Genomic DNA, 26,939 nt, shown 5'->3' with positions numbered 1-26,939 from the left:
ATTTTTTTGCTCAAAATAAGGAGGATATCTGTGAAATTTTTGAAAAAATTCAATAATAATGTTGCATTAGTAGAAGATTCGTCAGATATCGAATGGATCGTTATTGGCAAAGGAATAGGATTCGGTAGTGAAAAGGGCGATAACGTAGATAAAACGATCATCGACCGCAGATTTGTTGCTGAGCCGACGAACGGACAAGTTGATTTACTACAAACGATTGCGAGTATAGATCCTGAGATTATTGAACTAGCTTCAGAAGTCACTAAAGAAGCAGAAAGATTTCTGGAAATCACATTTAGTACACGTAATTATATTACATTAGCAGACCATTTGAATTATGCTATTCAGAGAACACAAGAGTCTGTAGAGTACACAGAAAATCTGCGCTGGGAAGTTAAAAAACTTTATCCAAAAGAATATCAAGCAGCTTTAAAAACAATAGAGACCATTAACAATCAACTGAATGTTACCTTACCTAAAAGTGAAGAAACGTTCATCACGTATCACTTCGTCAACGCTCAAAATGATGAAGGGAAACTTGAAAATACGGTTAAAATGACTAAGTTAATCAATCGAATCTTAGAAGTAGTGAAGTACCATTTCCAGATTGAACTGGATGAAGAATCTTTGAATTACGTGCGTTTTCTGACGCATTTAAGATATTTCATTATTCGTCAGACACATGGAGAAAACATGCATCAAGAAAGTATTGATCAGACGGTTGTTGAAGCAGTTAAAACAACTTACGGAAGAGCCTATGAAGCTGCTGAAAAGGTATCTAATTTATTATATAAGCAAGAAGGTTGGAAACTGTCTTCGGATGAAATGCTTTACTTAACTCTTCATATCAGACGCGTTACAAGCAGAATAAAACGATAGAAAATAAAAGGATTGTCACTGATTCGATCAGGCATTACCAAATATTTTCTTATTTACGGGATCACTCTTTTTTCCTGTACATAAGAAAATATTTGGTATTTTTTTTACCAGTTATTTGTCCTCGCTGTGATGGGCAGCAGGGAAACAACAACAACAGGAGGAAAACAATGAGCTCTAACAAAGAAATTGCTCAGAAGGTCTTAGAACTGACTGGCGGAAAAGAAAATATCAACAATGCCTGGCATTGTGTAACACGTTTACGCTTTAACTTGAACGATAAAAGTAAAGTTCAGCTAGACGAAATTAAAGAAGTGCCGGGTGTTATGGGGGCACAATTTTCAGGAGACCAGTTCCAGGTGATCGTCGGGAACAAAGTTGCTGATGTATACGAAAACCTTGAAGAACAACTAGGTGGAAGTACCTCTTCTGAGCCAACACCAAGTGACAACAAAGAAGGCATCGTCTCTAAAATCATGGATGTCGTTTCCGGAATTTTCTCACCTATCTTACCGGCATTAGCAGGTACAGGATTACTTAAAGGATTTTTAGCACTATTTATAGCATTAGGCTGGATGTCTAACACTAGCGGAATTTATCAGTTATTATTCCTGATTTCAGATATCGTATTCTATTTCCTGCCATTCTTACTAGCAGTTTCAGCAGCTAAGAAATTCAAGACCAGTGAGTTCCTATCGTTAACAGTTGCTGGTGGATTGATGTATCCGACGATTTTAAATGCAGCTGGTACAGATGCAGCACCGATCAATTTATTTGGTTTAATCGATGTGCCTTATATCAACTACAGCTCATCTGTTGTTCCAATCATTTTAGGTGTCTGGTTACTGTCATACATTGATAAGTGGGTACGTTCGTGGATGCCTAGCGTGATATCAATGATGTTCAGTCCATTACTGTCTTTGACCATCACGATTCCCATTACACTCCTATTCTTAGGACCACTAGGAAACTATATTGGGGTAGGATTAGCGGATGTCATCAACTGGTTATTTGCCAATACAGGACCTTTTGCCGGATTGATTTTAGGTGGAACGATGTCCTTGATCATCATCACTGGAATGCATTATGCCTTTACACCGCTGGTAGTCGGGAACCTTGCAACACTGGGATATGACACAACGATCATTCCAGTTATGTTTGTAGCGAACATCGCTCAATCAGGTTCAGCGTTTGCCGTAGCAATTAAATCTAAAGACAAAAATATGAAACAACTTGCAACATCTTCAGGAATCTCTGCTTTATTCGGGGTAACGGAACCGGCAATGTATGGAGTGAACTTGAAACTGAAAAAACCTTTCTATGCAGCAATGGCGGGTGGTGCTCTAGGTGGAGCGTTCGTCGTGATGTTCATGGTCAAAGCATTTGGTACAGGTGTACCAGGTCTTCCAATGGCTCCAGTATTTATTGATCCAGATAATGGGGCAAATATCTTCTACCTGATCGGCGGAATCTTGATCAGTTTTGTTGCCGCTTTTGCGTTAACATTTGTATTCGGTTTTGAAGAAAACGTTATTGAACCAGTCGCTTCATCTAAAATCGACAACGATCCAGAAGCAAAATCAGAAGCAGTCGTAGAAGCGAACAATGAAGGCAACAAACCAGCAGATATTTTTGCAACGGTAAAAGGAGAAATCGTTCCATTGAATGAAGTTCCTGATCCGACTTTTGCAGATGAAATCATGGGTAAAGGGGTTGCCATCAAACCCGCTTCTAACACTTTTGTTGCACCAGTTTCCGGTGAAATCACTGTATTCCCGGACTCTCACCATGCGATCGGAATCAAAGCAGACAGCGGTGCGGAAGTACTGATTCATATCGGAATTGATACTGTACAGTTGAAAGGTGAGCACTTTTCTCCTAAACTAAAAGTTGGAGACCGCGTGAATGTTGGAGACGTACTTGTTGAAGCAGATGTCAAAGCTATTGAAGAAGCTGGCTACAATACTGTCACCATGATCATTGTAACTAATACCTTTGACTATTTAGATGTAGTATCCGTTACAACAGAAGGCGAAATCTTTGAGAAAGAACAATTACTATCTGCAATTTCATAATTTAATTTGAGAGGAAGAGATAAAATGAGCTTTAATACTAAACCCGTTACCGGATTCAAAGATGGATTCCTATGGGGTGGTGCAGCTGCTGCAAATCAGTTCGAAGGTGCATTCGATAAAGACGGAAAAGGTCTTTCTGTTCAAGACGTCACACCTAACGGAGGATTTGGAGAAATTACTGACGGACCGACTGAAGTTAACATGAAACTAGTAGGGATCGACTTCTACAATCGCTACAAAGAAGACATCAAGTTATTTGCAGAAATGGGCTTTAAAACGTTCCGTACTTCAATCGCCTGGACACGTATTTTCCCTAATGGTGATGAAAACGAGCCAAATGAAGCAGGACTGCAATTTTACGATGACTTATTTGATGAATTGAACAAATATGGAATCGAACCATTGATCACATTATCTCACTACGAAACACCTCTGCACTTAGCGAAAGAATACGACGGCTGGGTCAACCGCAAAATGATCGGATTCTATGAAAACTATGTTCGCACTGTCTTCAATCGTTATAAAGGCAAAGTAAAATACTGGTTGACGTTCAATGAAATCAACTCTGTATTACATGCACCTTTCATGAGTGGAGGCATTTCTACACCGCCTGAAGAGCTTTCAGAACAAGACTTATACCAAGCAGTTCACCACGAATTAGTGGCGAGCGCTTTAGCAACGAAACTAGGACATGAAATCATGCCGGATGCTCAAATCGGGTGTATGGTATTGGCGATGCCGACTTATCCACTGACACCTAATCCAGATGATGTGATTGAAGTCATGGAATCTGAAAGAAAGAACTACTTCTTCTCAGATGTACACGTACGCGGAGAGTATCCTGGATACGTCAAGCGGTACTTCGCTGAAAACAACATTGAACTTGACGTAACACCTGAAGACGAAGAACTATTGAAACACACAGTAGATTTCATCTCATTCAGTTACTACATGAGTTCAACCGATACAGCGGACGAAAGCAAGAAAGTCAAAGGGGAAGGAAACATCCTTGGCGGCGTTCCAAATCCTTATCTAGAAGCTTCAGAGTGGGGATGGCAAATCGATCCTAAAGGACTTCGTATCGTCTTGAACGAATTCTGGGATAGATACCAATTACCCTTGTTCATCGTTGAAAATGGTCTAGGCGCCAAAGACGAATTGATCACTGATGAAAATGGCAACAAAACAGTAATCGACGACTACCGTATCGATTACTTGAACGATCACCTGGTTCAAGTAAAAGAAGCTGTCAAAGACGGCGTAGACGTTATGGGCTACACAACTTGGGGCTGTATCGATCTAGTCAGTGCATCAACTGCACAACTAGCAAAACGTTACGGATTCATCTACGTAGACCGTCACGACGACGGATCAGGAACCCTTGAACGCTACAAAAAGAAAAGCTTCAACTGGTACAAAGAAGTCATCGCAACAAACGGCGAAAGCTTAAAAGCATAACCGCATAAAAGAGGCTTGCAGCCCTAGTGAATACTAGCGACTGCAAGCCTTTTTTCTATATATATAAATCGAGACCCAACCCCAAAGCAATATTAAAAAGGACTCAATTCACAAGACGATACGATGATTCTAACGTAACACGCAGGCTGGACTATTTCAACTTAAGTTGGAATCAAGCAGTTGCATACTCATGATGTCTAGTTTCCATAGTCAGTATTTATCATAAAATTAATGATAATTTCCATTATGAGGCGTTTTAATTGAAAATACGTGTTATTCATCGTATAGTTCAGATAGGATAGAAGAAAAGGGGGTAAGAAAGATGAAACGAGAATTAAAAGGAATCAAATCGATTACCTTCACTCAAGCTGACTTGAAAGAGATTATTAGAGATGTCAACCAGACTCAACAACCCTTTTTCGTTTATGACAATCACCTAAACCAAGCCGTGATTATCAGCAGAGAAGAGTACACCAGCTTACTGAACAAAGTAGCTGTTATGGAGGAAAGATTGGCACTCAACGAAATTGAAGATGCACTAGCATCTAACTACCCTGGCGCTCAACAAGAAAAAAGACGCTCAAAACACTCAGTATACGACTATATTACAACAGATGATTTGTTTGAATAGAACGAACTCATCAGACTGACGCTCAACAAACCAAATAAACGACCAGCCCCTCTCAAACAGCGGATCTTCCGTTTGAGAGGGGTTTTTAATGTTCTTTGGATATATATGGAATGAAGATAAATGCATTTCAAACCAATAGTATGATAAACTTTTCAGTAGAAACAGGGCAGATTAGATAGATAAAATAATATAAGGGATAAAAATTCAGTTTGTGAGAATAAATAGTACTAATGGTCTTTAACATATAAAATAGTCGTTAGTAACACATGCCGCTTAAACTGTTTTTGACTTTTTTGACTTTTGGACTAGTGAGACTATAAGAATAAAGGGGAGAAAAAGATGGGCAAAGTAATAATCAATTCAGATGATTTTGGCTATAGCAGCGGAATCAATCATGGTATTTTAGAAGCACATAAAAAAGGAATACTAACCTCAGCCACACTGATGACGAATACGCCGGGGTTTGAGCAAGCCGTCCAAATGGCAAAGGAAACCTCTAGCTTAGGGGTAGGCATCCATTTAACACTGACGTTTTTGAAACCGCTTAGCGGAAAAGTCAATTCATTGACCGATTTAACTGGTCAATTTCACAAACTGTCTGAATACAAAGCAGGAACAATAGCAGTAGATTTAGATGAGCTGTATGAAGAGTGGAATAGTCAAATCCAAAAAGCGATTCAGCACGGAGTCCAACCCACGCATCTAGACAGCCATCATCATATACATACAATAGGAAAACATTCAGAAGTCATCATCAGATTAGCAGAAAAGTATAATTTGCCTATCAGAAGAAACTTTGATCAAAAAGCAGCTGTTAAAACGACAGATTACTTTGAACCAGATTTTGACCTGATCGGAACATGGATGCAAGAAGAAAAGGAAGAGCAGAAGATAGAGCCTTATACTGATCAGCTGATCGAAAAACTCCATCAATATGACACCACAGAAATCATGTGTCATGTAGGGTATATCGATCGATTCTTAGCAACCCATACGTCTTTCTCAGTGCCGCGTATATACCAAACGGATTTCTTAATAAAATCAGCATTTGTTAAACGTATAAAAGAAGATACCGAAATCCAGCTCATTAACTATCGAGATATCTGATTTTCAAGTTTTTTCAGGCAATCACATTCTACTACTATTCCCACTCAATAAAAGGAAATTGTCTATTGATCCGGGCAATCTCTTTTGGTGTATCTTTATTAAAATAGGTGGATTCTCGGTCTAGTGCCGAGAATATTGTCCTTATTGCCGCTTTTGTTTCATTAACTCGCTGAATAGCGATTCAATTCGGTGACTTATTCTGAATCCCTGCAATTAACATGCTGAATAGCGACGCGATTCGACGCCTTATTCGGGTTCATTGCAATTAACTCGCTGAATAGAGGCCAAATTCGGTGACTTGTTCTGTTCAAATACAATTAACATGCTGAATAGCGACCCAATTCGTTGCCTTATTCTGACTTATTGCAATTAACTCGCTGAATAGCGGTCCAATTCGGCGACTTATTCTGGTTCCCTACAATTAACTCGCTGAATAGAGACCAGATTCGGCGCCTTGTTCTGATTCCCTGCAATTAACATGCTGAATAGAGGCCAAATTCGGCACCTTATTCCGCACCACTCCAATTAACTCACTGAATAAAGGTCAAATTCAGCGACTTATTTCCTTCCATTTTCTATATCACGCTGAATGATCTACCACCCCCATAAAATGCATACATCATAGGATACAAAAAAACTGATTAAAGCTGCTCAATGAACAACTCTAATCAGGTCACAGGATACTTTCAATGTTAAATTAAGCAAACCCGTTCGGATTTGTCTTCTGCCAGTTCCAGGAATCGCGGCACATATCTTCCAGACCAAGTTGAGCGGTCCAGTCCAGTTCTCTCTGTGCTTTTGTCGCGTCAGCGTAACTGGTTGCAATATCGCCAGGTCTGCGGTCCACGATTTCATAAGGAACTTCCACATCATTGGCGCGTTCGAAGGCTTTGACGACATCCAATACGGAGTAGCCGACGCCGGTTCCAAGGTTGTAAGCTTCCACACCCATTGTTCTCAACACGCTTTCCAGTGCACGAATATGACCTTTAGCCAAATCGACAACATGGATATAGTCTCTCACACCTGTCCCGTCTTCAGTGTCATAATCATTACCGAAGACAGACAGTTTTTCGCGTTTGCCGACTGCGACTTGAGTGATATATGGCATCAAGTTGTTTGGGATATCATTCGGGTCTTCTCCGATACGACCGGATTCATGGGCACCGATCGGGTTGAAATAGCGCAGCAATGCAGCACTCCACTCAGGGTCAGCCGCCACTTGATCTTGGATAAACTGTTCGATAAACAGCTTAGTCGTTCCGTACGGGTTAGTCGTAGACAACGGCATATCTTCTGTAAAAGGTGCCTGATTGTTCATCCCGTATACCGTTGCGCTTGAACTGAAGACCATATTTTTCACATCAAATTCGTTCATCAGTTCCATCAATGCAATGGAGTTCATCAAGTTATTGCGGTAGTACATCAGTGGTTTAGCCACAGACTCGCCGACAGCTTTATAGCCCGCAAAATGAATCACCGCTTCAAGGTCATCGTGCTGTTCGAATACTTTTCTTAATGCTTCTTTATCTGCAACATCTACTTCGTGAAATACAAAGTCTTTACCTGATAACTCTTTGATGCGGTTCAGAACTTCCGGTTTTGAATTGGAAAAGTCGTCCGCGATGACAACTTCATAATCTTCATTCAACAGTTCGATCACGGTGTGTGATCCGATATAGCCGGCACCGCCCGTTACTAAAATAGCCATAAAATCGCTCCTTATATCGTTATGTATTCTTAAGATCAGTTTTTAGTACGTATTTCTAATCTAGTCAATTTTAACATAATCACAAAACTTGCGCATGGAATATCAATACAATAAGAGTAAAAGATTTTACTTTCGAGGTCACTAGCTGTTTAATTGTACTAGGTCTTTTATTAATGCAGTTGTAAAAAGATAACATTAAAAAGTATTCAGATAAAAATTTTAAAAAAAGCCTCCAGATTTCAGAGTTAAAGCTGATTTCTGGAGGACGCTCTAATTTGTATGAGCGGTTTTTTGATCTTTAAAAAAATGTATTCCTTCCGTATCAATATGATGCTTAAGTGCTGTATTTTCTAAAGAGTCATAATGAACGAGATCTACAGAATAGGGGATAGGCAACTCTTGATTGATAAACGCACGAAGACTGGAGACTGAACTGGATGTTAGTAAAGGCCCTTTTAAAGCTAAATCAATATCTGATCCTTTTCGTGCATGTCCTATAGCCCGACTTCCAAATAGAATGACTTCATCAATGCTGCTTTCGCTTTTCAAGAACTTAGTCAGTCGCTGATAGCTTTCCATTTCGATACCAAAAGATTCTTTATCATTCATTATATAACCCTTCTAACTTATGATGAACTTTTTGAATGGCGGGATAGTACTGATTGAGAATTTTATCAAATGCTTCTTTAAATGTTTTTTCGTCATATGTGTGGGATAAGAGATTTCGATCATTCAGCATATCAATCCATAAAGTTCCATTTTCAAGAAATTCGTATTCAAATGATTTTTTGATGACCGACTTTGGAGATCTCACCAATTCTCCTTTGGATTCAAGGTAATCTTTTAATGTTTTACATGTTAATTCAAAAGTATATTCAAAGCGGTGGATAATGCCTTCTAGGAGAAGTTTATCAAATGATTCACTATGATACCGTTGTATTCCCTCAGCTAATTGTCTAAAAGCACGATCAAAATCAGTATACCTTAGTTTCCACCTGATTTCTTTTGGGTGAGTCATCAGTATCTCTCCTCAGAATTTGTTTGACTGTATTTTAACACATATTGATACTGTTAACACATTCTTCAATTATTGATAAACTAAACTGAGAACAATTTAAAGAAGTTTAATCGTTAAAAATTTTTTTTATATTCTCTACAAAAGAAGTTAGGCAAACCATCTATGATAAAGGTTAAGTATGTTGTATAATAAGTCAGTATGATTTTAGTCAGGTGAGGAGTAATTCAAATGTTCGATGTGTCCATTATTATGCCAGTTTACAATGTCTCAGCTCATTTGCCGAGGGCTATTCAGTCTGCCTTGAAGCAGACAAAAATGGACTTTGAACTGATCTTAGTGAATGATGGCTCGACAGATGATTCCGGATTGATCTGCGACCAGTTTGCGGAAGAAGAGCCGCTTTTGATCCAAGTGATCCACCAAGAAAATATGGGTTCAGGAAAAGCGCGCAATGCAGGATTGAGAGCAGCGAGAGGCAAGTATATTTATTTTGCGGATCCGGATGATTACTTTAAGCCGACTTTACTCGCAGATAACGTCCGGTTAGCTGACGCAAAACAGGCTGAAGTCGTCGTCTTCGGTTATACTAGAGAAGCAGAGGGCAAACCAGAAGACCGTGAAAGTTTCTTGCCGAGACAACCGCATTTCTATACAAAAGAAGGATTCCGGAAACACTTCCGCAACTTTTATCATTTCACACCTTATGCATTGTGGAATAAACTATATAGAAGACAATATTTAAGAGAGAATCGCATCTGGTTTACAGACCAGAAATTGGGACAAGATGCCTTGTTCAATCTTAAAGTCTTCAAAGAACTGCAGCATGTCGCTTTCAGTCGAAAAGCGTATTATCATTATGTAGAACATGCAGGTTCAGCGGTCAATCGCTACCGAGAAGACCGGTTCGAGATGGAGTTGAATATTGCACTTCGTTTCAAAGATCTGGTGGAGTACTGGGACATGAAAGCCGACTTCAATGATTTACTGAAGCAAGAATTCTGGCATCCAGTCTACCTGGAAATCGCCAATGTGGCACATCCAGACTGTCCGATGACTGAAGAAGAAAAAGTCGAATGGATTCAAACCATCTGTTCAGAAGAAAACATTCAAAAATATGTCATCAAACAAGACAGAAGAGAACCGAATCCGTTCAGAAGACTGTTGCACCAGCGGATCCAAAAAGGCCATTATGCTATGGCCATCAAATTGATGGAAAAACGAAATGAATCGGCGAATAACTACCGCAAAGTATTCCAGAAAGTCAGACGCTTTTTTACGTCTTGAGATAAGAATGGACTAAATTAAATGTCTTAGTTAATGCTTGAATAATTTAAAATTAGTGAAAAACGTAGAAAGGAGGTTTCTATGCACCAGCCATTAGTTTCTATTATCGTTCCGACATACAACGTTGAACGATATGTTGAGGAATGTTTAGATTCCATATTAAACCAAACCTATTCAAATTTAGAAATCATTGTCATTGATGATGGATCGACTGATGCGACACCGTATCTGCTTGAGCCTTACCGCAGCAAACTCTCGTTAACGCTGAACAAAACCAACCAAGGACAAGGCGCCGTCAGAAACCAGGGAATAAAAGCAGCGAGCGGCGAGTATATCCTTTTTGTTGATTCAGATGACTGGATCGAACCAAAGACAGTTTCAAGTCTTGTTCAAAAGGCGATCCAAACAGAGGCGGATCTAGTACGCTTCAATGGACAATCCTTTTTCGAAGGCGGAACTGCCATTTCTGAAGAAGGAAAATATGATTTTTCTGCTGTTTTGAGTCCTGATCAGATTTATTCAAATGAAGAGAGTCTGGTCAAAAATCAGAAAGCTTACTCGGCTTCTCCTTGTTTATACTTAGTTCGTAAAGATTTACTAGAAGAACATCGCATCCTGTTTCCTGAGGGAATCCTGCATGAAGATGAGTACTTTACGACGCAAGTCTTTCTGCACACTAAAAGAATGTGCTACGTAGATCAGGCCTACTATCATAGAAGATACAGAGTCGCATCAACGATGACGGAGCAGACTCCGCTGCATAAGAAACGGTCTTTCGAATCTTATTTAAAAGTATTTAAGCTGTTAGAAAATGAGTATCAATCTGACCAATATACAGAAAAACAAAAGAACTTTTTGAAAAGACAACTGCTCTCAATCTACAATGGGCTTCAGCAAAGCAAAGTAGAACCAGAATTAAAAAAAGAACTGCAAAAGCTGAAGACAATCTCACTAAAAGACAAACTTAGAATTAACCTTTCAAGATTAAGACAATATATGACAAAATAGCCTGAATGTTAAGTGAATCTTTAAAAAACTTCACTAACTACAAGGCTTTTTTTATGGTAGAATACTTGTTGAATGCGTAAACGTCAATAGGTATAATGTTTTAATGCATTAATAGTACAAATCATCAAAAAAGTGAATTTCCCAATGCGATATAAAAGGACGATTAATTGGATGAATAGAAAAAAGATTGCTGTCATTTTTGGCACTAGGCCTGAAGCCATTAAAATGGCCCCAGTCATCAAGGAATTAGAAAAGCATACTGACCAGTTTGAAACTCAAGTAATTGTAACAGCACAACATCGTGAAATGCTTGATCAAGTGCTGAAAGTATTCGATATCCATCCTCATTATGATTTGAACGTGATGGAAAGAAATCAAACTTTATCCGATATTACAATGAAAGTACTCAAAGGGCTGGAAAATATTTTTATAGAAGATAAGCCTGATATGGTACTGGTACATGGAGATACGACGACCAGTTTTGCAGCGGCACTGGCTGCCTATTATCAGCAAATTCCCATCGGCCATGTAGAAGCAGGACTAAGAACATACGACAAGTATTTTCCGTTTCCTGAAGAAGCGAATCGTCAGCTGATCGATAATCTGGCAGACCTGTTCTTTGTACCGACGGAGTTAACTAAACAAAATCTAATAAAAGAAAATAAACCAGAAAACCAAATTTTCGTAACAGGTAATACAGCCATTGATGCCATTGCCTTCACGCGGAAGTTAGAGATGGAACACCCCGTACTGGATAAGATGACATCTGACAAAAAATGGATTCTTCTTACAATGCATAGACGAGAAAATCAAGGCGAGCCGATGAAGCAAGTTTTTCAAGCAGTCAAACAGATAGTAGAAGAACACCCAGAAGTGGCAATTATTATGCCCGTACATTTAAGTCCAAGTGTACAAGCATCTGTCAAAGAAATGTTAAACGGACATGATAGAATCCTTCTAACGCAACCACTAGAAGTGGATGTTTTCCATAAAGTCATTTCCAAAGCTCATATTGTTCTGACTGATTCTGGAGGTCTTCAAGAAGAAGCTCCTGCATTTGATATTCCAGTGTTAGTATTAAGAGACAAGACAGAGCGGCCTGAAGGACTCGAAGCCGGGACGCTAAAAGTAATTGGCTCTGATAAAAATAGTGTTTATCGAGCTGTTGACGAACTGTTGACTGAACAAGAAACTTACAATGGAATGGCATTAGCTGAAAATCCTTATGGAGATGGAACAGCTAGTAAGGAAATAGTAGTTAAAATTAATAAGTTCTTTAGTAAAAAATAACACTCAAAATGAGATTTAAAGTTTTTAGGAGGATCCATTATGGCCCATTCTAACGGGTTTGATCGAACAAGAAAAGTCGTAATAGGGATTATCGATATTCTAATCTACCATTTTTCTATTTTATTATCATTCTTAATCAGATATAGCTGGGAGCTTCCAGCTAGAAATTATCAAGCTTTTGAAGAAGCAAGCATATACATCTATATTGGTTTTATATTATTAAACATTTTGTTTGGAATATATATATTATATAACAAGCAAAAATCAGACTTTCTATATCTGACCATTATAGTCCAACTACTGATGACTATTCTTATTATGGCTATGACATTTGTAGGTAGATGGTTTGCGTTCCCAAGGACAATTATATTAATTAGCTTCATAGTCAGTACAATCTTACTGTATTTATGGAGAACATTAATCTTTAAACTGTACGAAAGAATAGATGGTACTAAAACAGTTATGGTTGTAGGAACCGAAGATAATTGTAGAAAAGCAGTTCATAATTTTGAAAATTCAAAAAATAAAAGACATGTTATTACCAAAGCAGTAATGAATAATTATTACGAAAATATCAAGAAGCATATGCAATCAGTAGATATCGTTTATCTTGCCGGTCATATTAAAGATGAAGAAAAAACTAAAATTTACGATATGCTGATCAGAAATCAAAAAAAGTTATTTTTAAATACAAGTTTTGAAAATATGGTTTTAGTCAATCCTAATATGATGAGTATTGAAGATGAAAGTGTCATAGAAGTATCGAATTTTAAAATACCACCAGAAGACGATTTGATTAAACGGATAGTGGATTTAGTAGTATCACTTATACTAACAGTGATTGCTTCTCCAATTATGCTTGTGACTGCTATTTTAATTAAAGCTACTTCTAAAGGACCTGTCTTCTATAAGCAAGTTAGAATAACGAAAGATCAAAAAGAATTTAATATTCTGAAGTTTCGTACGATGAGTGCAACAGCCGAGAAAGACTCTGGGCCCGTTTTAGCCACGGCAAACGATACACGCGTAACGACTATTGGAAAGTACTTGCGATCACTGCGTATCGATGAACTGCCTCAATTACTGAATGTATTAAAAGGAGATATGGCCTTAGTTGGTCCAAGACCAGAGAGACCATTCTTTGTAGATCAGTTTAATGAAGAAAACCCTTATTATTACCTTCGTCATAATGTAAGAGCTGGTATAACGGGATATGCACAAGTTTATGGTAAGTATGCAACCGACTTTAACAGCAAGTTAAACTTCGATTTAGTGTATATCAAAAAATATTCATTTATTTTAGATATAAAAATCCTTTTACAAACAATTAAAATTTTATTTGATAAAGTTTCTTCACAAGGTTTAGAAGAGCAAGCGGAAATCGGAGATATACCAAACAGTATTGAAATAATAAAATGAGAGTGACGAATATGCAGGATACATTGATTTCGATTGTAACACCGGTATACAAAGCAGAAAAATATATTTTAGAAACGATTCAATCAGTACAAAATCAAACTTATAAAAATTTTGAAATGATACTGGTTGATGACTGTTCACCAGATAACAGTGCAGAAATTATTAAAGAAATTGCAAGCACTGATCAAAGAATAAAATATATAAAATTAAAAAAAAACTCGGGTGCAGCAGTAGCAAGGAATAAAGGTATTGAAACTGCGCAAGGTAGATATATCGCTTTTCTGGATAGCGACGATAAGTGGTATTCAACTAAATTAGAAAAACAGATAGGGTTTATGAAGCAAAACAATATTGCGTTTAGTTATACCAAGTTTGAGTTAATCAACAATGACGGTACACTGAGAAAAAAAGCTGCTGATCTTCCTAAGAAATTAAATTATTACGGGTTGCTTAAAAACACGGCTATAGCTTGCAGCACAGTTATTTTAGATCGGAAAATAATAGGTGATTTTCGTATGCCTCTAGTCAGAAAAGGGCAAGATACAGCAACTTGGTTAAAAATTTTACGGGATATTGATTATGCATACCTTTTAAACGAAACTTTAAACCAATATAGAGCAGTAGATGGTTCACTATCAAGTAACAAGGTTCAAGCGATCAAAAGAACGTGGAATACGTATCGCAATTTAGAAAAATTACCGTTGCCTCTTGCTGTTTATTTTTTATCCCGTTCGTTAATTAATGCCTTTTTAAGAAGAGTTTAAAATAAAGGAGATCTATAATGATCAATGTACTTCATATAAATTCAAATTTTCTAACCTCTAAGTTACATGAAAATCTGATAGATCAGCTAGAATCAGACAAAGTGCATAATAAAATATTCATGCCTATGAAGAGAGAAAAAAAAGAAGAAATTATATATGAATCTAAGCATGCAGTCTATAACCCAGTCTCTTTTGTTGATAAAGATAAATATATTTTTTCTTTAAAACAGTATAAGATTATGAAACAACTGAAAGCGAATTTAGATCCTAAACAGTTTAATCTTACACATGCACATACTTTATTTACAGATGGAAATGTGGCGTACCGATTATTTAAAGAGTATCAGATTCCATACGTTGTTACAGTAAGAGGTTATACAGATATTAATAGTTTTTTCAAAAAACGTCCGAATTTAAGAAACAAAGGCAGAGCAATATTAAAAAATGCCTCACGTATTGTTTTTCTTTCAGCGTCTAATCGAAAAGAATTACTAGATGGTTTTATAAAGAAGCCAGAAGATAAGAAAGATATTCTTGACAAAAGCATAATTAATCCTAATGGAATTGATGACTTTTGGTTTGAGAATGCTAACAAGCCTAAAAGTGAAATAGATCAAAAAGACATCAAACTGATCTATGCAGGTAAAATTATGAAACTGAAAAATATTATGGGGACTGTTAATGCGATTAGAGAATTGAACCGGAATCCTGAATACCATGCCTCTCTGACAATTGTAGGTAAAAAGTTTGAAAGTGATTACGTTGATATTGTCATGAATGTAAAAGATATAGACATTACAATAATTGAGCCTAAACCAAGAGAAAAACTTATTGATATATATAGAGAAAATGATATTTTCATTATGCCTTCTTTTTCAGAAACTTTTGGGCTTGTTTATCCAGAAGCAATGAGTCAAGGTTTACCTGTTATTTATACAAAAGGACAAGGATTTGATGGCCAATTTCCAGATGGAGAGGTTGGATATCCTGTTGTCGCAACAGATCCTAAAGATATTTCTGAGAAAATCAAAACAGCCGTTGCTCATTATAATGTACTGTCTGAGAATGCTTTAAAAAATTTTATGAAATTCAATTGGATGGATATCTCAAAAAAATATATAAAAATGTACAATGAGATTATAGATAAGTAGGAGTTGGAGTAATGAATTTATATGAAAGTATTGTAAAAAAAGATGACATCATTTCTTTGGTAGGGTTAGGCTATGTAGGAATGCCGATAGCGGTAGCATTTGCAAAAAAAGCCAAGGTCATTGGATTTGATGTTAATGAAAGTAAAATTAACCAGTATAAAAATGGAATTGACCCTACCCGTGAAGTAGGAGACGAAGTAATAAGAGATACAGAAGTCATATTTACCTCGAACGAGCAGGATTTACGTAAAGCTAAGTTTCACATTGTTGCTGTACCTACGCCTGTAAATCCAAACCATACGCCTGACTTAACACCATTAGAATCAGCTAGCAGAACACTTGGGCGAAACCTAACTGCAGGATCTATAGTCGTTTATGAATCTACAGTGTTTCCGGGTGTAACAGAAGATATTTGTGTCCCTATTCTAGAAAAAGAGTCAGGACTAAAAGCCGGATTGGATTTTAAAGTAGGTTATTCTCCGGAAAGGATCAACCCAGGGGACAAAGTGCATCGTTTAGAAACAATTATCAAAATTGTTTCTGGAATGGATGAAGAATCACTGGAAACTATCTCAAAAATATATGAGCTAGTAGTAGATGCTGGAGTATATAGAGCTCCTTCAATAAAAGTTGCAGAAGCAGCTAAAGTGATTGAAAATGCTCAAAGAGACATCAATATTGCATTTATGAATGAACTCTCTATGATTTTTAATCGATTAGATATTGATACAAAAGAAGTACTAGAAGCAGCTGGGACAAAGTGGAATTTTCTTAAGTTTTTCCCTGGTTTAGTAGGGGGACACTGTATCGGAGTAGACCCTTACTATTTAACATACAAAGCTGAACAGGAAGGTTACCACTCTAAAATTATCTTAGCTGGACGCCAAATCAATGATGATATGGGTAAATATGTTGTTGAAAACATTATTAAAAAACTGATTCAAGCGGATATATCTATTAAAAATGCTAAAATTGGTATTCTAGGGTTTACATTTAAAGAAAACACTCCAGATTCAAGAAACACTAGAGTAATTGATATAGTAAACGAGTTAAAAGAATATGGGATAGATCCATTTATTGCTGATCCAGTAGCAGATAAAGATGAAGCTATGGAAGAATATGGTGTCACAATTAACGGCGTTGATCAAGTAAAAGATATGGATGCTATTATTTTGGCAGTTGGACATTCAGAATTTCTTTCTTTAAACAAAGATGCTATTGATTCAATGTATAGTAAACAACATACAGCAGATAAAGTCTTAATTGATATTAAAGGTTTACTGGATAAAAAAGAGTTTTCTAGTAATGAGTACAACTACTGGAGACTATAGATCATACTAGTTTTATCATCTATCCATTAAAAGCACCTAATGTACAAAATAGGTGCTTTTAATGTGAGATTGGGTAATCTATATGATCATACATATATTTGTAACTTATAAAAGCTATAAAAAAGATTTATTATATAATAAAAATATGTAGGTGAAAAAGTGAGAAAAGCATCAGCCATTCAAAAGTTAAATTATAAGATAGTAGAATATAGCGGGATCATAAATATCATGATATTATCGTTGATCAGTCTTTCTTTTTTGACGAGTGACTGGCTGGTGGGGATTTTTTCGTTTAGCGAATTCATACTGGCACCTATTTTTTTTGTGTTATTAGTGTTAGTTTTCGGTAATATAAAGAAAATAGATATTGTAATAGTGACCGCTATAATAATGATATTAGGTGTAATTTTTTTTGCGAATGCTATACTAAACTCTGACTTCTTAGTTAAACCAGCGATTGCTGCAAGTATAAAAGCTATTTTTTACTCCAGTTTTGTCATTATAAGTTATCGATATATCTATTATAAAAAAATAGAAGAAACCTTTCTCAAAATAATCAATATTGTAGTTGTTATAGGTATACTAATTGGTGTTTATATTTATATAGCTATCCTAACAGACAGTCTTCCTTTTGAATTTTTTTGGACATTTACTCGAAATGATCCTCAAAGTTATTATTTTAGAGGAACCAGATATCTTGTAAGGATGAGAAGTACATTCTCAGAACCAGCGCACTTTGGATTCTTCTTAAATGCAGTTCTAGGCGTAAATCTATTCAATCGATCTAAAATCAATATATCAGCACTGGTTAATGGTGTAATTATCACTGCAATAGTACTAACATTTTCTTTTTCTTCCATATTAATTTTAAGCTTAATTCTTATAATGAAGTTCATTTCTCTGCTTAATGAGGGTAAATTCAATTTAATTAAGGGACGATTCATTATTATAGCAGTAATTATACTATTTCTGATTTTCCTTACTCGTGATTTTATCTATGTGTCACTTATTGAAAGGGCACAAGATATTTTGACCGGAGAAGATAATTCAGCAGTGCAGAGATTAGTGGAAAGTTGGCAATATGTAAATAAAGACAACTTGATTTTCGGAAATGGTCTTGGTAATACACCGATTATTTGGAATGTTTATGCTTATTTTCTATCTGATCTCGGCATAATAGGATTGAGTGCTATTGCTGCTTTTTCTATATATATTTTATTTTTAAACCCAATGCTGGGGTTACTGTTTATAACTATGAATTTTCAGCGTGGAGGGTATCTCTCTCCGACATTTGCTCTGTTTGTATTAATGATTTTGATCTATTCAAAAACACCAAAGCAGAATCAAAGAAATATGGTTCCGTATTATTTGAAAAAGGGAGGTAATAGACTATGGTAAATAAAACAAGAAAATTCTTAATAATTATATTAGCACACTACCTGTTTTTCCCATTTTATTTACAGGTAACAAGTAATGCAGTGCAGCAACTGTTAATATTTGGTTTTTTGGCTCTATATGCATTTCTAAACTTTAATCAAGTCGCTGCAATGTTCAATAGTATTCAAAAAAATAAAATACCTCTCTTTATTGCCATGGTGCTCTATACGATGATTGTCGTTTTAACGTTTTTTATACCTTTAGTGTATCAAACCTATGATTTCTCATATTTTAGTCAGTACTTACGTTATTTTATATATCTGTTTTCGTATATAGTTTTATTATCTATGATACGAACCTATTTCGACACCAAAGATTTAAAAGAAAAAACGATGGAAATATTTTCGCTCGCTACTCGTAACTATGTAATATTTACAATTGTATTAGTTATTATTCCGAACCTAAAAACAGTTTGGCTGAACATTATTAAAGAAGCACCGAATCGTTTAGAACTTCTAGAAAATTCTAGTTATTTTGCCCGTATTGGTTGGGCGGGTTATTCTGGATTTTCTGTTACTTTTCTATGCACACTATCAGTTCTTTTTTCGGTCTATCTTATTTTAAACAGTTTAAAAAGAGAACACAAAATCCATGCTAGTCATGTTATTTCTATGCTTTTTTCTTTAATCGGAAATTCTTTTTATGGTCGATCAGGATTATTAACATCTTTATTATTGATTTCTCTAGGAATACTCTATGTTGTTATTGTAAATAAGAAAATCTATTATGCCATTTATCTAACAGTAGGAATATTGGTGGTTTTTATTTTCTTGACTATTCTTCAACAGTATAATGAAACACTAGCCAGTTGGTATAATTGGATGATGCAACCCATAACTAGTCTTATTACAACCGGTAGTATTGAAACTTCCTCTACTGATGTGCTTTGGACTATGTGGTTTATCCCGGACTTTCCTACACTATTGTTAGGAAATGGATTTTATTCTAGTCCAACCAGCGGCGGCTATTATATGGGGACGGATGTTGGTTTCTTAAGACCTGTTTTATTTTCTGGTCTGCCATTTCTTTTGACAACCTATCTAATTCCTTTGATTCTTACATTTAAAATGGGAGAAGGCTCAAAGCTAAATAAACTCTTCGTATTAATGCTGGTTTCTACTTTATTCATTTTTGAAATTAAAGCTGAAGTGGTTATCATGCTAATACCTATAATTATAGTGTTATATATTGCAGAGTATACAAGCAAACCTATCAATAGAAAAGAAGAATTGCTAACTATTTATACTGCAGAGTCCAAACTTTCTTTATTTAACTATGGAAGGAAAGAAAATTTTTGAATGCTAAAAATGAAGCAAACATTAAAGTACTTCACATAATGAGCGGTTTTGGAGGAGGAATTTCTTCCTTTGTAAAAAATAAAGCGCAAGCCTTAAGCTTAAGTGGTATTCCATTTTATGTGTTAACTTATGATGAAGTCGACAATGGTTTCAGGAAATCAATCGAAAGTACGGGTGGAAAAATATTTTTGATGAAAAACCCTAAAACAGAGGGGTTCAAGCAGTTCTACAAGACTGTAAACGAAACTATTAAGTCTTTAGGAAAAGGCCTGATCATTCATTCTCATATCCAAGGATATCGCGTGCTGCCCTTTTATCTGATTGCTAAAAAGAATAGAGTAGAAAGGTTTATCATTCATGCTCATAGTGGGCTGTTAGAAAATGAGAAAAATAGAGTTGTAAATAAGTCTTTGAATATTGAAAAAATCTCATGTGGAAAAAAGGCATCTATCAGTATGTTTGGTAAAAAAGCAGTTGAAAAAAAAGAAATCATGCATATACCTAATAGTATAAATGTAAATGCCTATTTCAATAATCGTATTCAAAATACATTTGAACCAGACTTTCTACAGAGGATTAAAGGCAAAATCGTTATCGGACATGTTGGGAGATTTCATCCAGTTAAAAATCATTCTTTTATGATTGACTTGATTCAAAGGTTAGCTGACTTAAATATATCTTTTGTATGGCTATTTATTGGTGATGGTGCGTTACTTACGGAAGTAAAAGCAATAATCAAAGAAAAAGGGTTAGATGATTATGTATTGTTTCTGGGTAGAAGAAACGATTTAGCTGAACTATACAAAGTGATGGATTACTTTGTATTACCTTCTTTTTATGAAGGGTTGCCTACTGTTGCAATTGAGGCACAAGCTTCTGGTACACAGGTTTTACTTTCTGACAGTATTACAGAAGAAAGTGACTTAGGATTGAATCTTGTTGAGTTTTTATCATTAGCAAATAAAGATGAATGGATTAGTAAGCTTTCTAAGCCTAGTGATTTGAAAGGGTTAAATTCTGCAACAATACAAAATACGTTGGTTGATAAGAAGTTTACGAATGAAGAGTCAGCAAGATTATATTTAGAGTTTTTAAAAAAAGAGCGAAGCCATTATGAAATTTAAAAATTGAAGGAGACAGAATCGATGCAGCCTTTGGTTACTGCAGTCATTACGACTTACAAAAGAAATCAACAGACTCTTGATAGAGCTATTAAGAGCGTAGTTCATCAAACCTATAAAAACATTGAACTGATCATAGTAGATGATAATGGAAAAGAGTCAACTTTTTCTCAAATGACATCAAAATTAGTGAGCGGTTATAAAGATCAGTTTAATATCAAACACATCGTGAATCCTTTTAATATGGGAGTTCAAAAATCACGTAATAATGGAATTGAAAATGCAAATGGTGAGTATATTGCGTTTCTTGATGACGATGATGAGTGGTTGACAAACAAGATTGCAAGACAATTAACCCCTTTTTTTGATCCAAGTTTCAAAGATTTAGGACTAGTATACTGTTGGTACAACGAATTAATTGAAATGACAGACGGTACAATAAAAAAAGTTCAAAGAGAACTACCTGATTTTCAAAACGAAAAGGTCTTGGTGGAATTGTTACGAACAAACTATATAGGATCCACTTCATTTCCGTTAATCAAAAGAACCGCAATTGAAAAAGTAGGATACTTCGATGAAAGCTTAGAAGCGAGTCAAGATTATGATATGTGGGTAAGGGTGGCAAAAGAATATTCTGTTACTTGTGTTAAAGAACCATTGGTTAATTACTATAAACATCAAGGAGAAAGAATTACTGGAAATCCACAAAAAAAGGCAAATGCAGAAAAGAAATTTCTTGAAAAGTATTATTCAGATATAAAGAAAGATCATGAGGCTCTTAGTGATAAAACTAAAAAAATCGGGATTTATTTAATGAGAACAGGCAAAGGGAAAGAAGCAAGAGAATACTTAGTTCAAAGCATGCGGCTTCAGCCTTTTGGCGTAAGAATATACAAATATTATCTTGAATCCTTTATATTAGAAGCAAAATATCGAAATAATTAACTTAGGAGGAGAAAAAGTGAGAAATATACGAATTGAAATAATGAGATTTTTGAAACAAAATATTAAAACAATTCTTTTGGGAGCACTACTGCTAGGAATCATTTTTAGTCTAGGTTCGATTCTTTTAGATCGTGGCAACCCAGAATCAGAAATAGAAAATGATAGCGAACTAATTGAAGGAGATGGTCGTCCTGCCTTCTTTAATTTTTATGTAGAAAACCCTGATGGTTCTATTTATACAAATACCTCTATTATCGAACAATATTTATTAATGGATGAAACACTTGAAGACGTAAGTCAAGCTACGAATACTAATTTATATGAATTATTCCAGAAAGAACTGGAGATAGAATATCAGCGCACCCCAGAAGACAGAGGAGTTTTGGGTGTTACTATGAATCCATATTCCTATCGAATCAGTTTAGTAGCTAACACAGGAAACGAACAAGATAACTTAAACATTGTTCAATATTTTTATGAGCAGATGCAGAATCAAGAAATAGACTTCTTAACTACAAAAGATGTCTATTATTTCGAAGAACCAGCTATTCAAGAACTAGATGAAAATATCGAGCTAGATGAAAATTCCGCTTCTGATGCAGCCTCATTAAATATAGTGGATATCCTAATACGCTTTGTAATAGGATCAGTATTAGGTGTATTATTAGTTACTGGTATTACAGTCCTAATGTCGCTATTCAGTAAAAAGTTAAAATACTCATTCACTTACTCTTGGGATGAAAAAGATGTTTTCTTCTTAAATGATCCTAAATTGAACAATAATGATGAATTGGTGCAATTTATTAATTTTCCTAAGGGAAATAATAAATTAGTTGTATCTAATGAGCCGTTGGAAAGCAGGATAAAAAGTAGCTTATCAACTCAAAATGAAGAAGGTCAAACTTTAGTGACTTCATCTGTTACAGAAGCTCATTCTTTAGAAGAGATAAGCGAGATTATTTTAATCGTCAATTCAAATAAAACGGATAGAAAATGGTATAAGAAACAAAGAAGGTCACTTGAAATGATTCCTTTACCGACGAAAGTAGTTCAAATAAACGCTAAATAATAGAAAGAGGTAATTATGAAACTTGGTATTGTGATTCTCAATTATCTGAATTGGAAAGATACTATTGAATGTGTCGACTCTCTATTACAGCAATCGAAAAAAGACATAGAAGTTGTAATTGTCGATAACCATTCGAATAATGAATCGAAAAAAAAAATATCTGAATACTGCTCAGAATATGAACATATTACGGTTATTGAAACTACTTCAAATGTTGGTTTTGCAAAAGGAAACAACACAGGAATTAAGTTTCTCAAAGATGAGAAAGGCATTTTTAATATATTCGTCTGCAATAATGATGTTATTTTTAATGACCAGCACTTCTTTGAAAAATTGTCCAGACTAGAAATAGATAAACAAACAGGAGCCATCGGTACTACAATTATAGGTTCTGATGGTAAAAACCAAAATCCGGTTAAATTGAAAATTGATTTTTATACTTTGGTCAAACACTTATTAGAGCCCCTATTAATGGAAATCGGTTTTTCTAAAGTTTTAGCTAATACTCACCGTCTTGTACAAAAAATTAAAAAGTCTAAGAGTCCTAAAGAGAGTACTTCACAGGTAAATTCTAAAACTGATTCTCCTAGTCATCCATACTTATTGCATGGAGCAGCCATTTATTTTACAGAGAACTACTTGAAAAAATCTGACGGGTTTTACCCTGAAACGTTTCTATACTATGAAGAAAATATCTTAGGGATCGTATTTGAAAAATTAGGATTGAACATGCTTTATTTAGAAAAACTAGCATTGTACCATAAAGAAGATCAATCAATGGCTTTAAGTTTTTCAGATGTTTCAAAAGCTAAGAAAAAATTATTACGACAAAGTATAATTACTGCTATGAAAGTACGACTAATGAATTTAAGCTCAATAAACAAAAAACTGATAACTAAATACACCTATAATATAATTAAATAAATGAACGATATAGAGGCTTAGTGATGCTATTAGTGCTAAGGCTCTATTTTGTTTTCTTGTATAATTTAATTAATTGGACTGATTGAATACATATTAATGTTGTGATACCAAATGTTTTATGAATAGTCAAGTTTTTTTTCATAATACTAATTGTCAAAGTTTTGAACAAAAAAATATTACATTTGAAAAAAATCGCTTCATTATAACTTTTTGTTTTAAAAGTATGATATCTTATTAGTAGATTAAATAGAAAGGAAAATATGGATGAAGCAAATTCGCAAGAAGTTTTTTGCTGTTTCGGCCGCTGTTTCGATGTTGTTTACATATATCAGTCCTATAACAGTGTACGCCAGCGAAGAACCAGCAATGCCAAAAGTACAGCAAGTTACTGATGATAAATTATCTGAAAGCAATACAGATGAGGTCAACTCAATAGTAACAAGTGATACTGAAATTGTCGATGATCTTAGTCAAAATACTGATGAATCGATAACCTTTGGTGAAGTATTGTCAGATGAAGAAGTACAGATGGTAGGTGTCGTAAAAGAAAAAAGTTATGATATTTACATAGATTTAAGCAATACTGATAAGTCCAATATTATTGATTCTACAGATGAGTATATTGATGAAGCAGTCGGTATTTTAAGAAAAGCTGAGACTGAACTTAATCAATATTTCTATATCAGCTATGACAATAATCCTATTGGATGGGTCAACGCAGAATCAGTAGAAATCTCGGAAGAGAATAGTGTACCTAAAGTAGATGATTCTATTAATCAAGAAGATTCATCTGAAGAAACAACAGTTGTAAAAGAAGAAACTGATGGAAAAGAGCAAGGTGAAGATACTGTCATTGCAGAATCTGAGTCTACAGTTAATGATTCAAAAGAAAAAACTGACGCAGAAGAATCTATAACAACAGACGCGGAGAAGGAAGCAGAAGTTATACAAAACCGTGCATATACTAGTTCTTCAACAGTTCCTTCAATTCAAGTTCGTGCACATGTACAGTCAGAAGGTTGGCTGCCTTGGGTAGGAAGCAATGAAATTAGCGGAACTATTGGAAAAGCATTAAGAATGGAAGCTTTCCAAATTAAAACGAATTCCAAAAATCTAGGCATTCGTTTTCAGACTCAATCAGCTGGGTTAAACTGGTCCAACTGGGAAACTGGTGATCAAATTGGAGGGACAACCGATCAGAAACGACAGTTAGAAGGAGTTAGATTTGAGTTGACTGGCTCAGATGCTTCTAACTACGATATTTACTATCGAGTACATTCTAGAAAATTTGGTTGGCTGCCATGGGCGAAAAATGGTCAAAGAGCTGGAACTCAAGGATACGATTATCGTATTGAGTCTATGCAAGTAACTGTGTTGAAGAAAGGCGACAAATCAATAAGCACTTCTGAAAATGCTTATCAAATATTAACAACACCTGAAGTTAATTACAGAGCTCATGTTCAGACTAAAGGTTGGCTTTCTTGGGTTAAAAATAAAGCAACTGCTGGAACAGTCGGAGAATCACTTAGAATGGAAGCTTTCCGGTTAACTAGTGATCATAACAGCGTAGATATTCAATACAGAACAAGATCTGAAAATGGAAATTGGACAGATTGGTTGAATGAAGGCGCACTTGGCGGAACTATAAATCAGAAGCGTCAATTAGAAGGAGTTAGTTTTAAGCTAACTGGACCTCAAGCTTCGAAGTTTGATATTTATTACCGAGTTCATAGCCGTTCATTCGGGTGGATGCCTTGGGCAAAAAACGGGGAAAAAGCTGGAACTGAAGGGTTCGATTATCGCATTGAATCAATGCAAGTAACTGTCTTACCAAAAAATGATACTTCAATAGACACTACTGGTAATGCTTATGAAATTCCTGAAGTTCCAATTTTAAACTATCAGTCTCATGTAGAATCAATTGGATGGCAAAATTCAGTTTCTAATGATAAAATTTCCGGAACACTTGATAAAGCTTTACGTTTAGAAGCCTTAAAATTAGATCTAATTGATTACCCTGTTACTGGGAATATTGAGTACCGTACTCATGTGAGTAAAAACGGCTGGACATCTTTTTCTTCTAACGGTGAGCTTAGTGGAACAGTTGGAGAGAAAAAAAGGCTTGAAGCAGTTGAAATCCGTTTAACAGGTGAACTAGCAACTAAATACGATATTTACTACAGATCTCATATACAATCTAATGGATGGTTAGGATGGGTACGAAACGGTATGTCATCTGGCTCTCAAGGTAAAGCTTTAAGGATGGAAGCTATTCAAATTAAAATTGTCCCTAAAGGGCAAGGTCCAGAAGTGAATAGTAGTGCAGGCTTTCTCGAAGATCCACTGATTTATATCGATTCAGGACATGGAGGAAGATATTCAGGTGCTGCCTATCAAGGTTTTGCAGAGAAAACAATCAACTTGCAAACTGCTAAAAAAATCGAAGCAATATTAAAGGCAAAAGGATATCGTACAAAGATGTCTCGTACAAGTGATAAACACTTCTCTAATACCTTAAGTTCAGATTTAAGATATCGAGCTAATGAAGCGAACAGCTTAAATGCTGATATTTTTTTGAGTGTCCACTTTAATGCACATCCTACTAGTACACAAACTGGTATAGAAATGTATATTTATAATCGTGACGGAAACAGCAGCAATCCTGGATTGTCTAACAACTATACAAGAATTGCTAATTCAAGATCGTTAGCTACAAAAATGCAATCTGAATTAATTAAACAGACTGGGGCAAAAGATCGTGGAGTCAAAGAAGCAAACTTCCATGTTATTCGAGAAACGCATATGCCAGCTGTATTACTGGAATTAGGATTTATGGATAATCCTAGTGATTTGAGTAAAATAACTACAAGCAGCTATCAATCTAAATTAGCTGTTGGTGTAACAAATGGGATAGATGATTACTTTGGTAGATAGACACTGAAACTTCTAGTTATCAAATAAGTATAGCTAAAAGAGACACTTTCAAGAAGTTCACGTTGAAAAGTGTCTCTTTTAATTTGGA

General features: G+C 35.4%; 22 protein-coding genes. 19 read left to right on the top strand and 3 right to left on the bottom strand.

What is annotated here, in order from left to right:
- Positions 1-30 precede the first annotated feature (30 nt).
- The 5 genes from B6F02_RS07575 (at position 31) to B6F02_RS07555 (ending at position 6,147) form a co-directional block, all read left to right on the top strand.
- Positions 31-879 carry a PRD domain-containing protein gene (locus B6F02_RS07575; protein WP_143745245.1) on the top strand — a complete coding sequence of 283 codons (849 nt, stop codon included), beginning with the start codon at positions 31-33 and terminating at the stop codon, positions 877-879.
- 167 nt (positions 880-1,046) lie between these two features.
- Entirely contained in the window at positions 1,047-2,951 is a 1,905-nt protein-coding gene (locus B6F02_RS07570) for a beta-glucoside-specific PTS transporter subunit IIABC (protein WP_080146753.1), read from the top strand.
- Positions 2,952-2,975: 24 nt separating this feature from the next.
- Positions 2,976-4,409 carry a glycoside hydrolase family 1 protein gene (locus B6F02_RS07565; RefSeq protein WP_080146752.1) on the top strand — a complete coding sequence of 478 codons (1,434 nt, stop codon included), beginning with the start codon at positions 2,976-2,978 and terminating at the stop codon, positions 4,407-4,409.
- Positions 4,410-4,731: 322 nt separating this feature from the next.
- Positions 4,732-5,040, top strand: a complete 309-nt coding sequence (locus tag B6F02_RS07560) for a hypothetical protein (protein WP_080146751.1) — start codon at positions 4,732-4,734, stop codon at positions 5,038-5,040.
- Positions 5,041-5,379: 339 nt separating this feature from the next.
- Complete coding sequence (locus B6F02_RS07555; protein WP_080146750.1) at positions 5,380-6,147, top strand: carbohydrate deacetylase; 768 nt, start codon at positions 5,380-5,382, stop codon at positions 6,145-6,147.
- Positions 6,148-6,844: 697 nt separating this feature from the next.
- Here the strand turns inward: B6F02_RS07555 and galE are convergent.
- The 3 genes from galE to B6F02_RS07540 form a co-directional block, all read right to left on the bottom strand.
- The gene (galE, locus tag B6F02_RS07550; RefSeq protein ID WP_080146749.1) at positions 6,845-7,858 is read right to left on the bottom strand and encodes a UDP-glucose 4-epimerase GalE; all 1,014 of its coding nucleotides are present in this window, start codon (positions 7,856-7,858) and stop codon (positions 6,845-6,847) included.
- Positions 7,859-8,128: 270 nt separating this feature from the next.
- Positions 8,129-8,467 carry a nucleotidyltransferase family protein gene (locus B6F02_RS07545; protein ID WP_080146748.1) on the bottom strand — a complete coding sequence of 113 codons (339 nt, stop codon included), beginning with the start codon at positions 8,465-8,467 and terminating at the stop codon, positions 8,129-8,131.
- Positions 8,460-8,876, bottom strand: a complete 417-nt coding sequence (locus B6F02_RS07540) for a nucleotidyltransferase substrate binding protein (protein WP_080146747.1) — start codon at positions 8,874-8,876, stop codon at positions 8,460-8,462. The genes B6F02_RS07545 and B6F02_RS07540 overlap by 8 nt, the downstream gene beginning before the upstream one ends.
- Positions 8,877-9,104: 228 nt before the next feature.
- Here B6F02_RS07540 and B6F02_RS07535 point away from each other — a divergent pair, with 228 nt between their 5' ends.
- The 14 genes from B6F02_RS07535 (at position 9,105) to B6F02_RS07470 (ending at position 26,851) form a co-directional block, all read left to right on the top strand.
- Positions 9,105-10,160: a glycosyltransferase family 2 protein gene (locus B6F02_RS07535; RefSeq protein ID WP_080146746.1), complete on the top strand. Its 1,056-nt coding sequence runs from the start codon at positions 9,105-9,107 to the stop codon at positions 10,158-10,160.
- Between the two features lie 81 nt (positions 10,161-10,241).
- Entirely contained in the window at positions 10,242-11,168 is a 927-nt protein-coding gene (locus B6F02_RS07530) for a glycosyltransferase family 2 protein (RefSeq protein WP_080146745.1), read from the top strand.
- Positions 11,169-11,339: 171 nt separating this feature from the next.
- Positions 11,340-12,458 (top strand): non-hydrolyzing UDP-N-acetylglucosamine 2-epimerase, encoded by a 1,119-nt coding sequence (gene wecB, locus B6F02_RS07525; protein ID WP_080146744.1) that lies wholly within the window; start codon positions 11,340-11,342, stop codon positions 12,456-12,458.
- Positions 12,459-12,497: 39 nt separating this feature from the next.
- Positions 12,498-13,877, top strand: a complete 1,380-nt coding sequence (locus tag B6F02_RS07520; protein ID WP_080146743.1) for a sugar transferase — start codon at positions 12,498-12,500, stop codon at positions 13,875-13,877.
- An 11-nt stretch (positions 13,878-13,888) separates the two neighbouring features.
- Entirely contained in the window at positions 13,889-14,641 is a 753-nt protein-coding gene (locus B6F02_RS07515; RefSeq protein ID WP_080147403.1) for a glycosyltransferase family 2 protein, read from the top strand.
- A 17-nt stretch (positions 14,642-14,658) separates the two neighbouring features.
- Positions 14,659-15,792, top strand: coding sequence for a glycosyltransferase family 4 protein (locus B6F02_RS07510; protein ID WP_080146742.1), 1,134 nt, complete (start codon positions 14,659-14,661; stop codon positions 15,790-15,792).
- Positions 15,793-15,803: 11 nt separating this feature from the next.
- On the top strand, positions 15,804-17,123 hold the full coding sequence (locus B6F02_RS07505; RefSeq protein ID WP_080146741.1) for a nucleotide sugar dehydrogenase: 1,320 nt from the start codon (positions 15,804-15,806) through the stop codon (positions 17,121-17,123).
- 159 nt (positions 17,124-17,282) lie between these two features.
- Positions 17,283-18,521, top strand: a complete 1,239-nt coding sequence (locus B6F02_RS07500; RefSeq protein WP_080146740.1) for a hypothetical protein — start codon at positions 17,283-17,285, stop codon at positions 18,519-18,521.
- The gene (locus B6F02_RS07495; RefSeq protein ID WP_080146739.1) at positions 18,515-19,858 is read left to right on the top strand and encodes a hypothetical protein; all 1,344 of its coding nucleotides are present in this window, start codon (positions 18,515-18,517) and stop codon (positions 19,856-19,858) included. The genes B6F02_RS07500 and B6F02_RS07495 overlap by 7 nt, the downstream gene beginning before the upstream one ends.
- On the top strand, positions 19,855-20,982 hold the full coding sequence (locus B6F02_RS07490; RefSeq protein ID WP_080146738.1) for a glycosyltransferase: 1,128 nt from the start codon (positions 19,855-19,857) through the stop codon (positions 20,980-20,982). Before B6F02_RS07495 ends, B6F02_RS07490 begins: the two co-directional genes overlap by 4 nt.
- A 21-nt stretch (positions 20,983-21,003) precedes the next feature.
- Positions 21,004-21,924: a glycosyltransferase family 2 protein gene (locus tag B6F02_RS07485; protein WP_080146737.1), complete on the top strand. Its 921-nt coding sequence runs from the start codon at positions 21,004-21,006 to the stop codon at positions 21,922-21,924.
- Positions 21,925-21,940: 16 nt separating this feature from the next.
- On the top strand, positions 21,941-22,993 hold the full coding sequence (locus B6F02_RS07480) for a hypothetical protein (protein WP_080146736.1): 1,053 nt from the start codon (positions 21,941-21,943) through the stop codon (positions 22,991-22,993).
- Positions 22,994-23,008: 15 nt separating this feature from the next.
- On the top strand, positions 23,009-23,917 hold the full coding sequence (locus tag B6F02_RS07475) for a glycosyltransferase (RefSeq protein ID WP_080146735.1): 909 nt from the start codon (positions 23,009-23,011) through the stop codon (positions 23,915-23,917).
- Positions 23,918-24,181: 264 nt separating this feature from the next.
- The gene (locus tag B6F02_RS07470; protein WP_080146734.1) at positions 24,182-26,851 is read left to right on the top strand and encodes an N-acetylmuramoyl-L-alanine amidase; all 2,670 of its coding nucleotides are present in this window, start codon (positions 24,182-24,184) and stop codon (positions 26,849-26,851) included.
- Positions 26,852-26,939 lie beyond the last annotated feature (88 nt).

The sequence above is a fragment of the Marinilactibacillus piezotolerans genome (assembly GCF_900169305.1).
GTDB lineage: Bacteria > Bacillota > Bacilli > Lactobacillales > Carnobacteriaceae_A > Marinilactibacillus > Marinilactibacillus piezotolerans_A.
The sequence above is the reverse complement of the archived record's forward strand: the minus strand, read 5'-3'. Positions and strand labels throughout refer to the sequence as shown.

Excerpts from the sequence above, each read along its gene's own strand:
- B6F02_RS07475 (WP_080146735.1), top strand. The coding sequence starts at position 23,009 with ATGAAACTTGGTATTGTGATTCTCAATTATCTGAATTGGAAAGATACT.
- B6F02_RS07510 (WP_080146742.1), top strand. The coding sequence starts at position 14,659 with ATGATCAATGTACTTCATATAAATTCAAATTTTCTAACCTCTAAGTTA.
- B6F02_RS07560 (WP_080146751.1), top strand. The coding sequence starts at position 4,732 with ATGAAACGAGAATTAAAAGGAATCAAATCGATTACCTTCACTCAAGCT.
- wecB (WP_080146744.1), top strand. The coding sequence starts at position 11,340 with ATGAATAGAAAAAAGATTGCTGTCATTTTTGGCACTAGGCCTGAAGCC.
- B6F02_RS07485 (WP_080146737.1), top strand. The coding sequence starts at position 21,004 with ATGCAGCCTTTGGTTACTGCAGTCATTACGACTTACAAAAGAAATCAA.
- B6F02_RS07505 (WP_080146741.1), top strand. The coding sequence starts at position 15,804 with ATGAATTTATATGAAAGTATTGTAAAAAAAGATGACATCATTTCTTTG.
- B6F02_RS07540 (WP_080146747.1), bottom strand. The coding sequence starts at position 8,876 with ATGACTCACCCAAAAGAAATCAGGTGGAAACTAAGGTATACTGATTTT.
- B6F02_RS07565 (WP_080146752.1), top strand. The coding sequence starts at position 2,976 with ATGAGCTTTAATACTAAACCCGTTACCGGATTCAAAGATGGATTCCTA.
- B6F02_RS07570 (WP_080146753.1), top strand. The coding sequence starts at position 1,047 with ATGAGCTCTAACAAAGAAATTGCTCAGAAGGTCTTAGAACTGACTGGC.
- B6F02_RS07545 (WP_080146748.1), bottom strand. The coding sequence starts at position 8,467 with ATGAATGATAAAGAATCTTTTGGTATCGAAATGGAAAGCTATCAGCGA.
- B6F02_RS07535 (WP_080146746.1), top strand. The coding sequence starts at position 9,105 with ATGTTCGATGTGTCCATTATTATGCCAGTTTACAATGTCTCAGCTCAT.
- B6F02_RS07520 (WP_080146743.1), top strand. The coding sequence starts at position 12,498 with ATGGCCCATTCTAACGGGTTTGATCGAACAAGAAAAGTCGTAATAGGG.
- B6F02_RS07530 (WP_080146745.1), top strand. The coding sequence starts at position 10,242 with ATGCACCAGCCATTAGTTTCTATTATCGTTCCGACATACAACGTTGAA.
- galE (WP_080146749.1), bottom strand. The coding sequence starts at position 7,858 with ATGGCTATTTTAGTAACGGGCGGTGCCGGCTATATCGGATCACACACC.
- B6F02_RS07515 (WP_080147403.1), top strand. The coding sequence starts at position 13,889 with ATGCAGGATACATTGATTTCGATTGTAACACCGGTATACAAAGCAGAA.
- B6F02_RS07555 (WP_080146750.1), top strand. The coding sequence starts at position 5,380 with ATGGGCAAAGTAATAATCAATTCAGATGATTTTGGCTATAGCAGCGGA.
- B6F02_RS07470 (WP_080146734.1), top strand. The coding sequence starts at position 24,182 with ATGAAGCAAATTCGCAAGAAGTTTTTTGCTGTTTCGGCCGCTGTTTCG.
- B6F02_RS07495 (WP_080146739.1), top strand. The coding sequence starts at position 18,515 with ATGGTAAATAAAACAAGAAAATTCTTAATAATTATATTAGCACACTAC.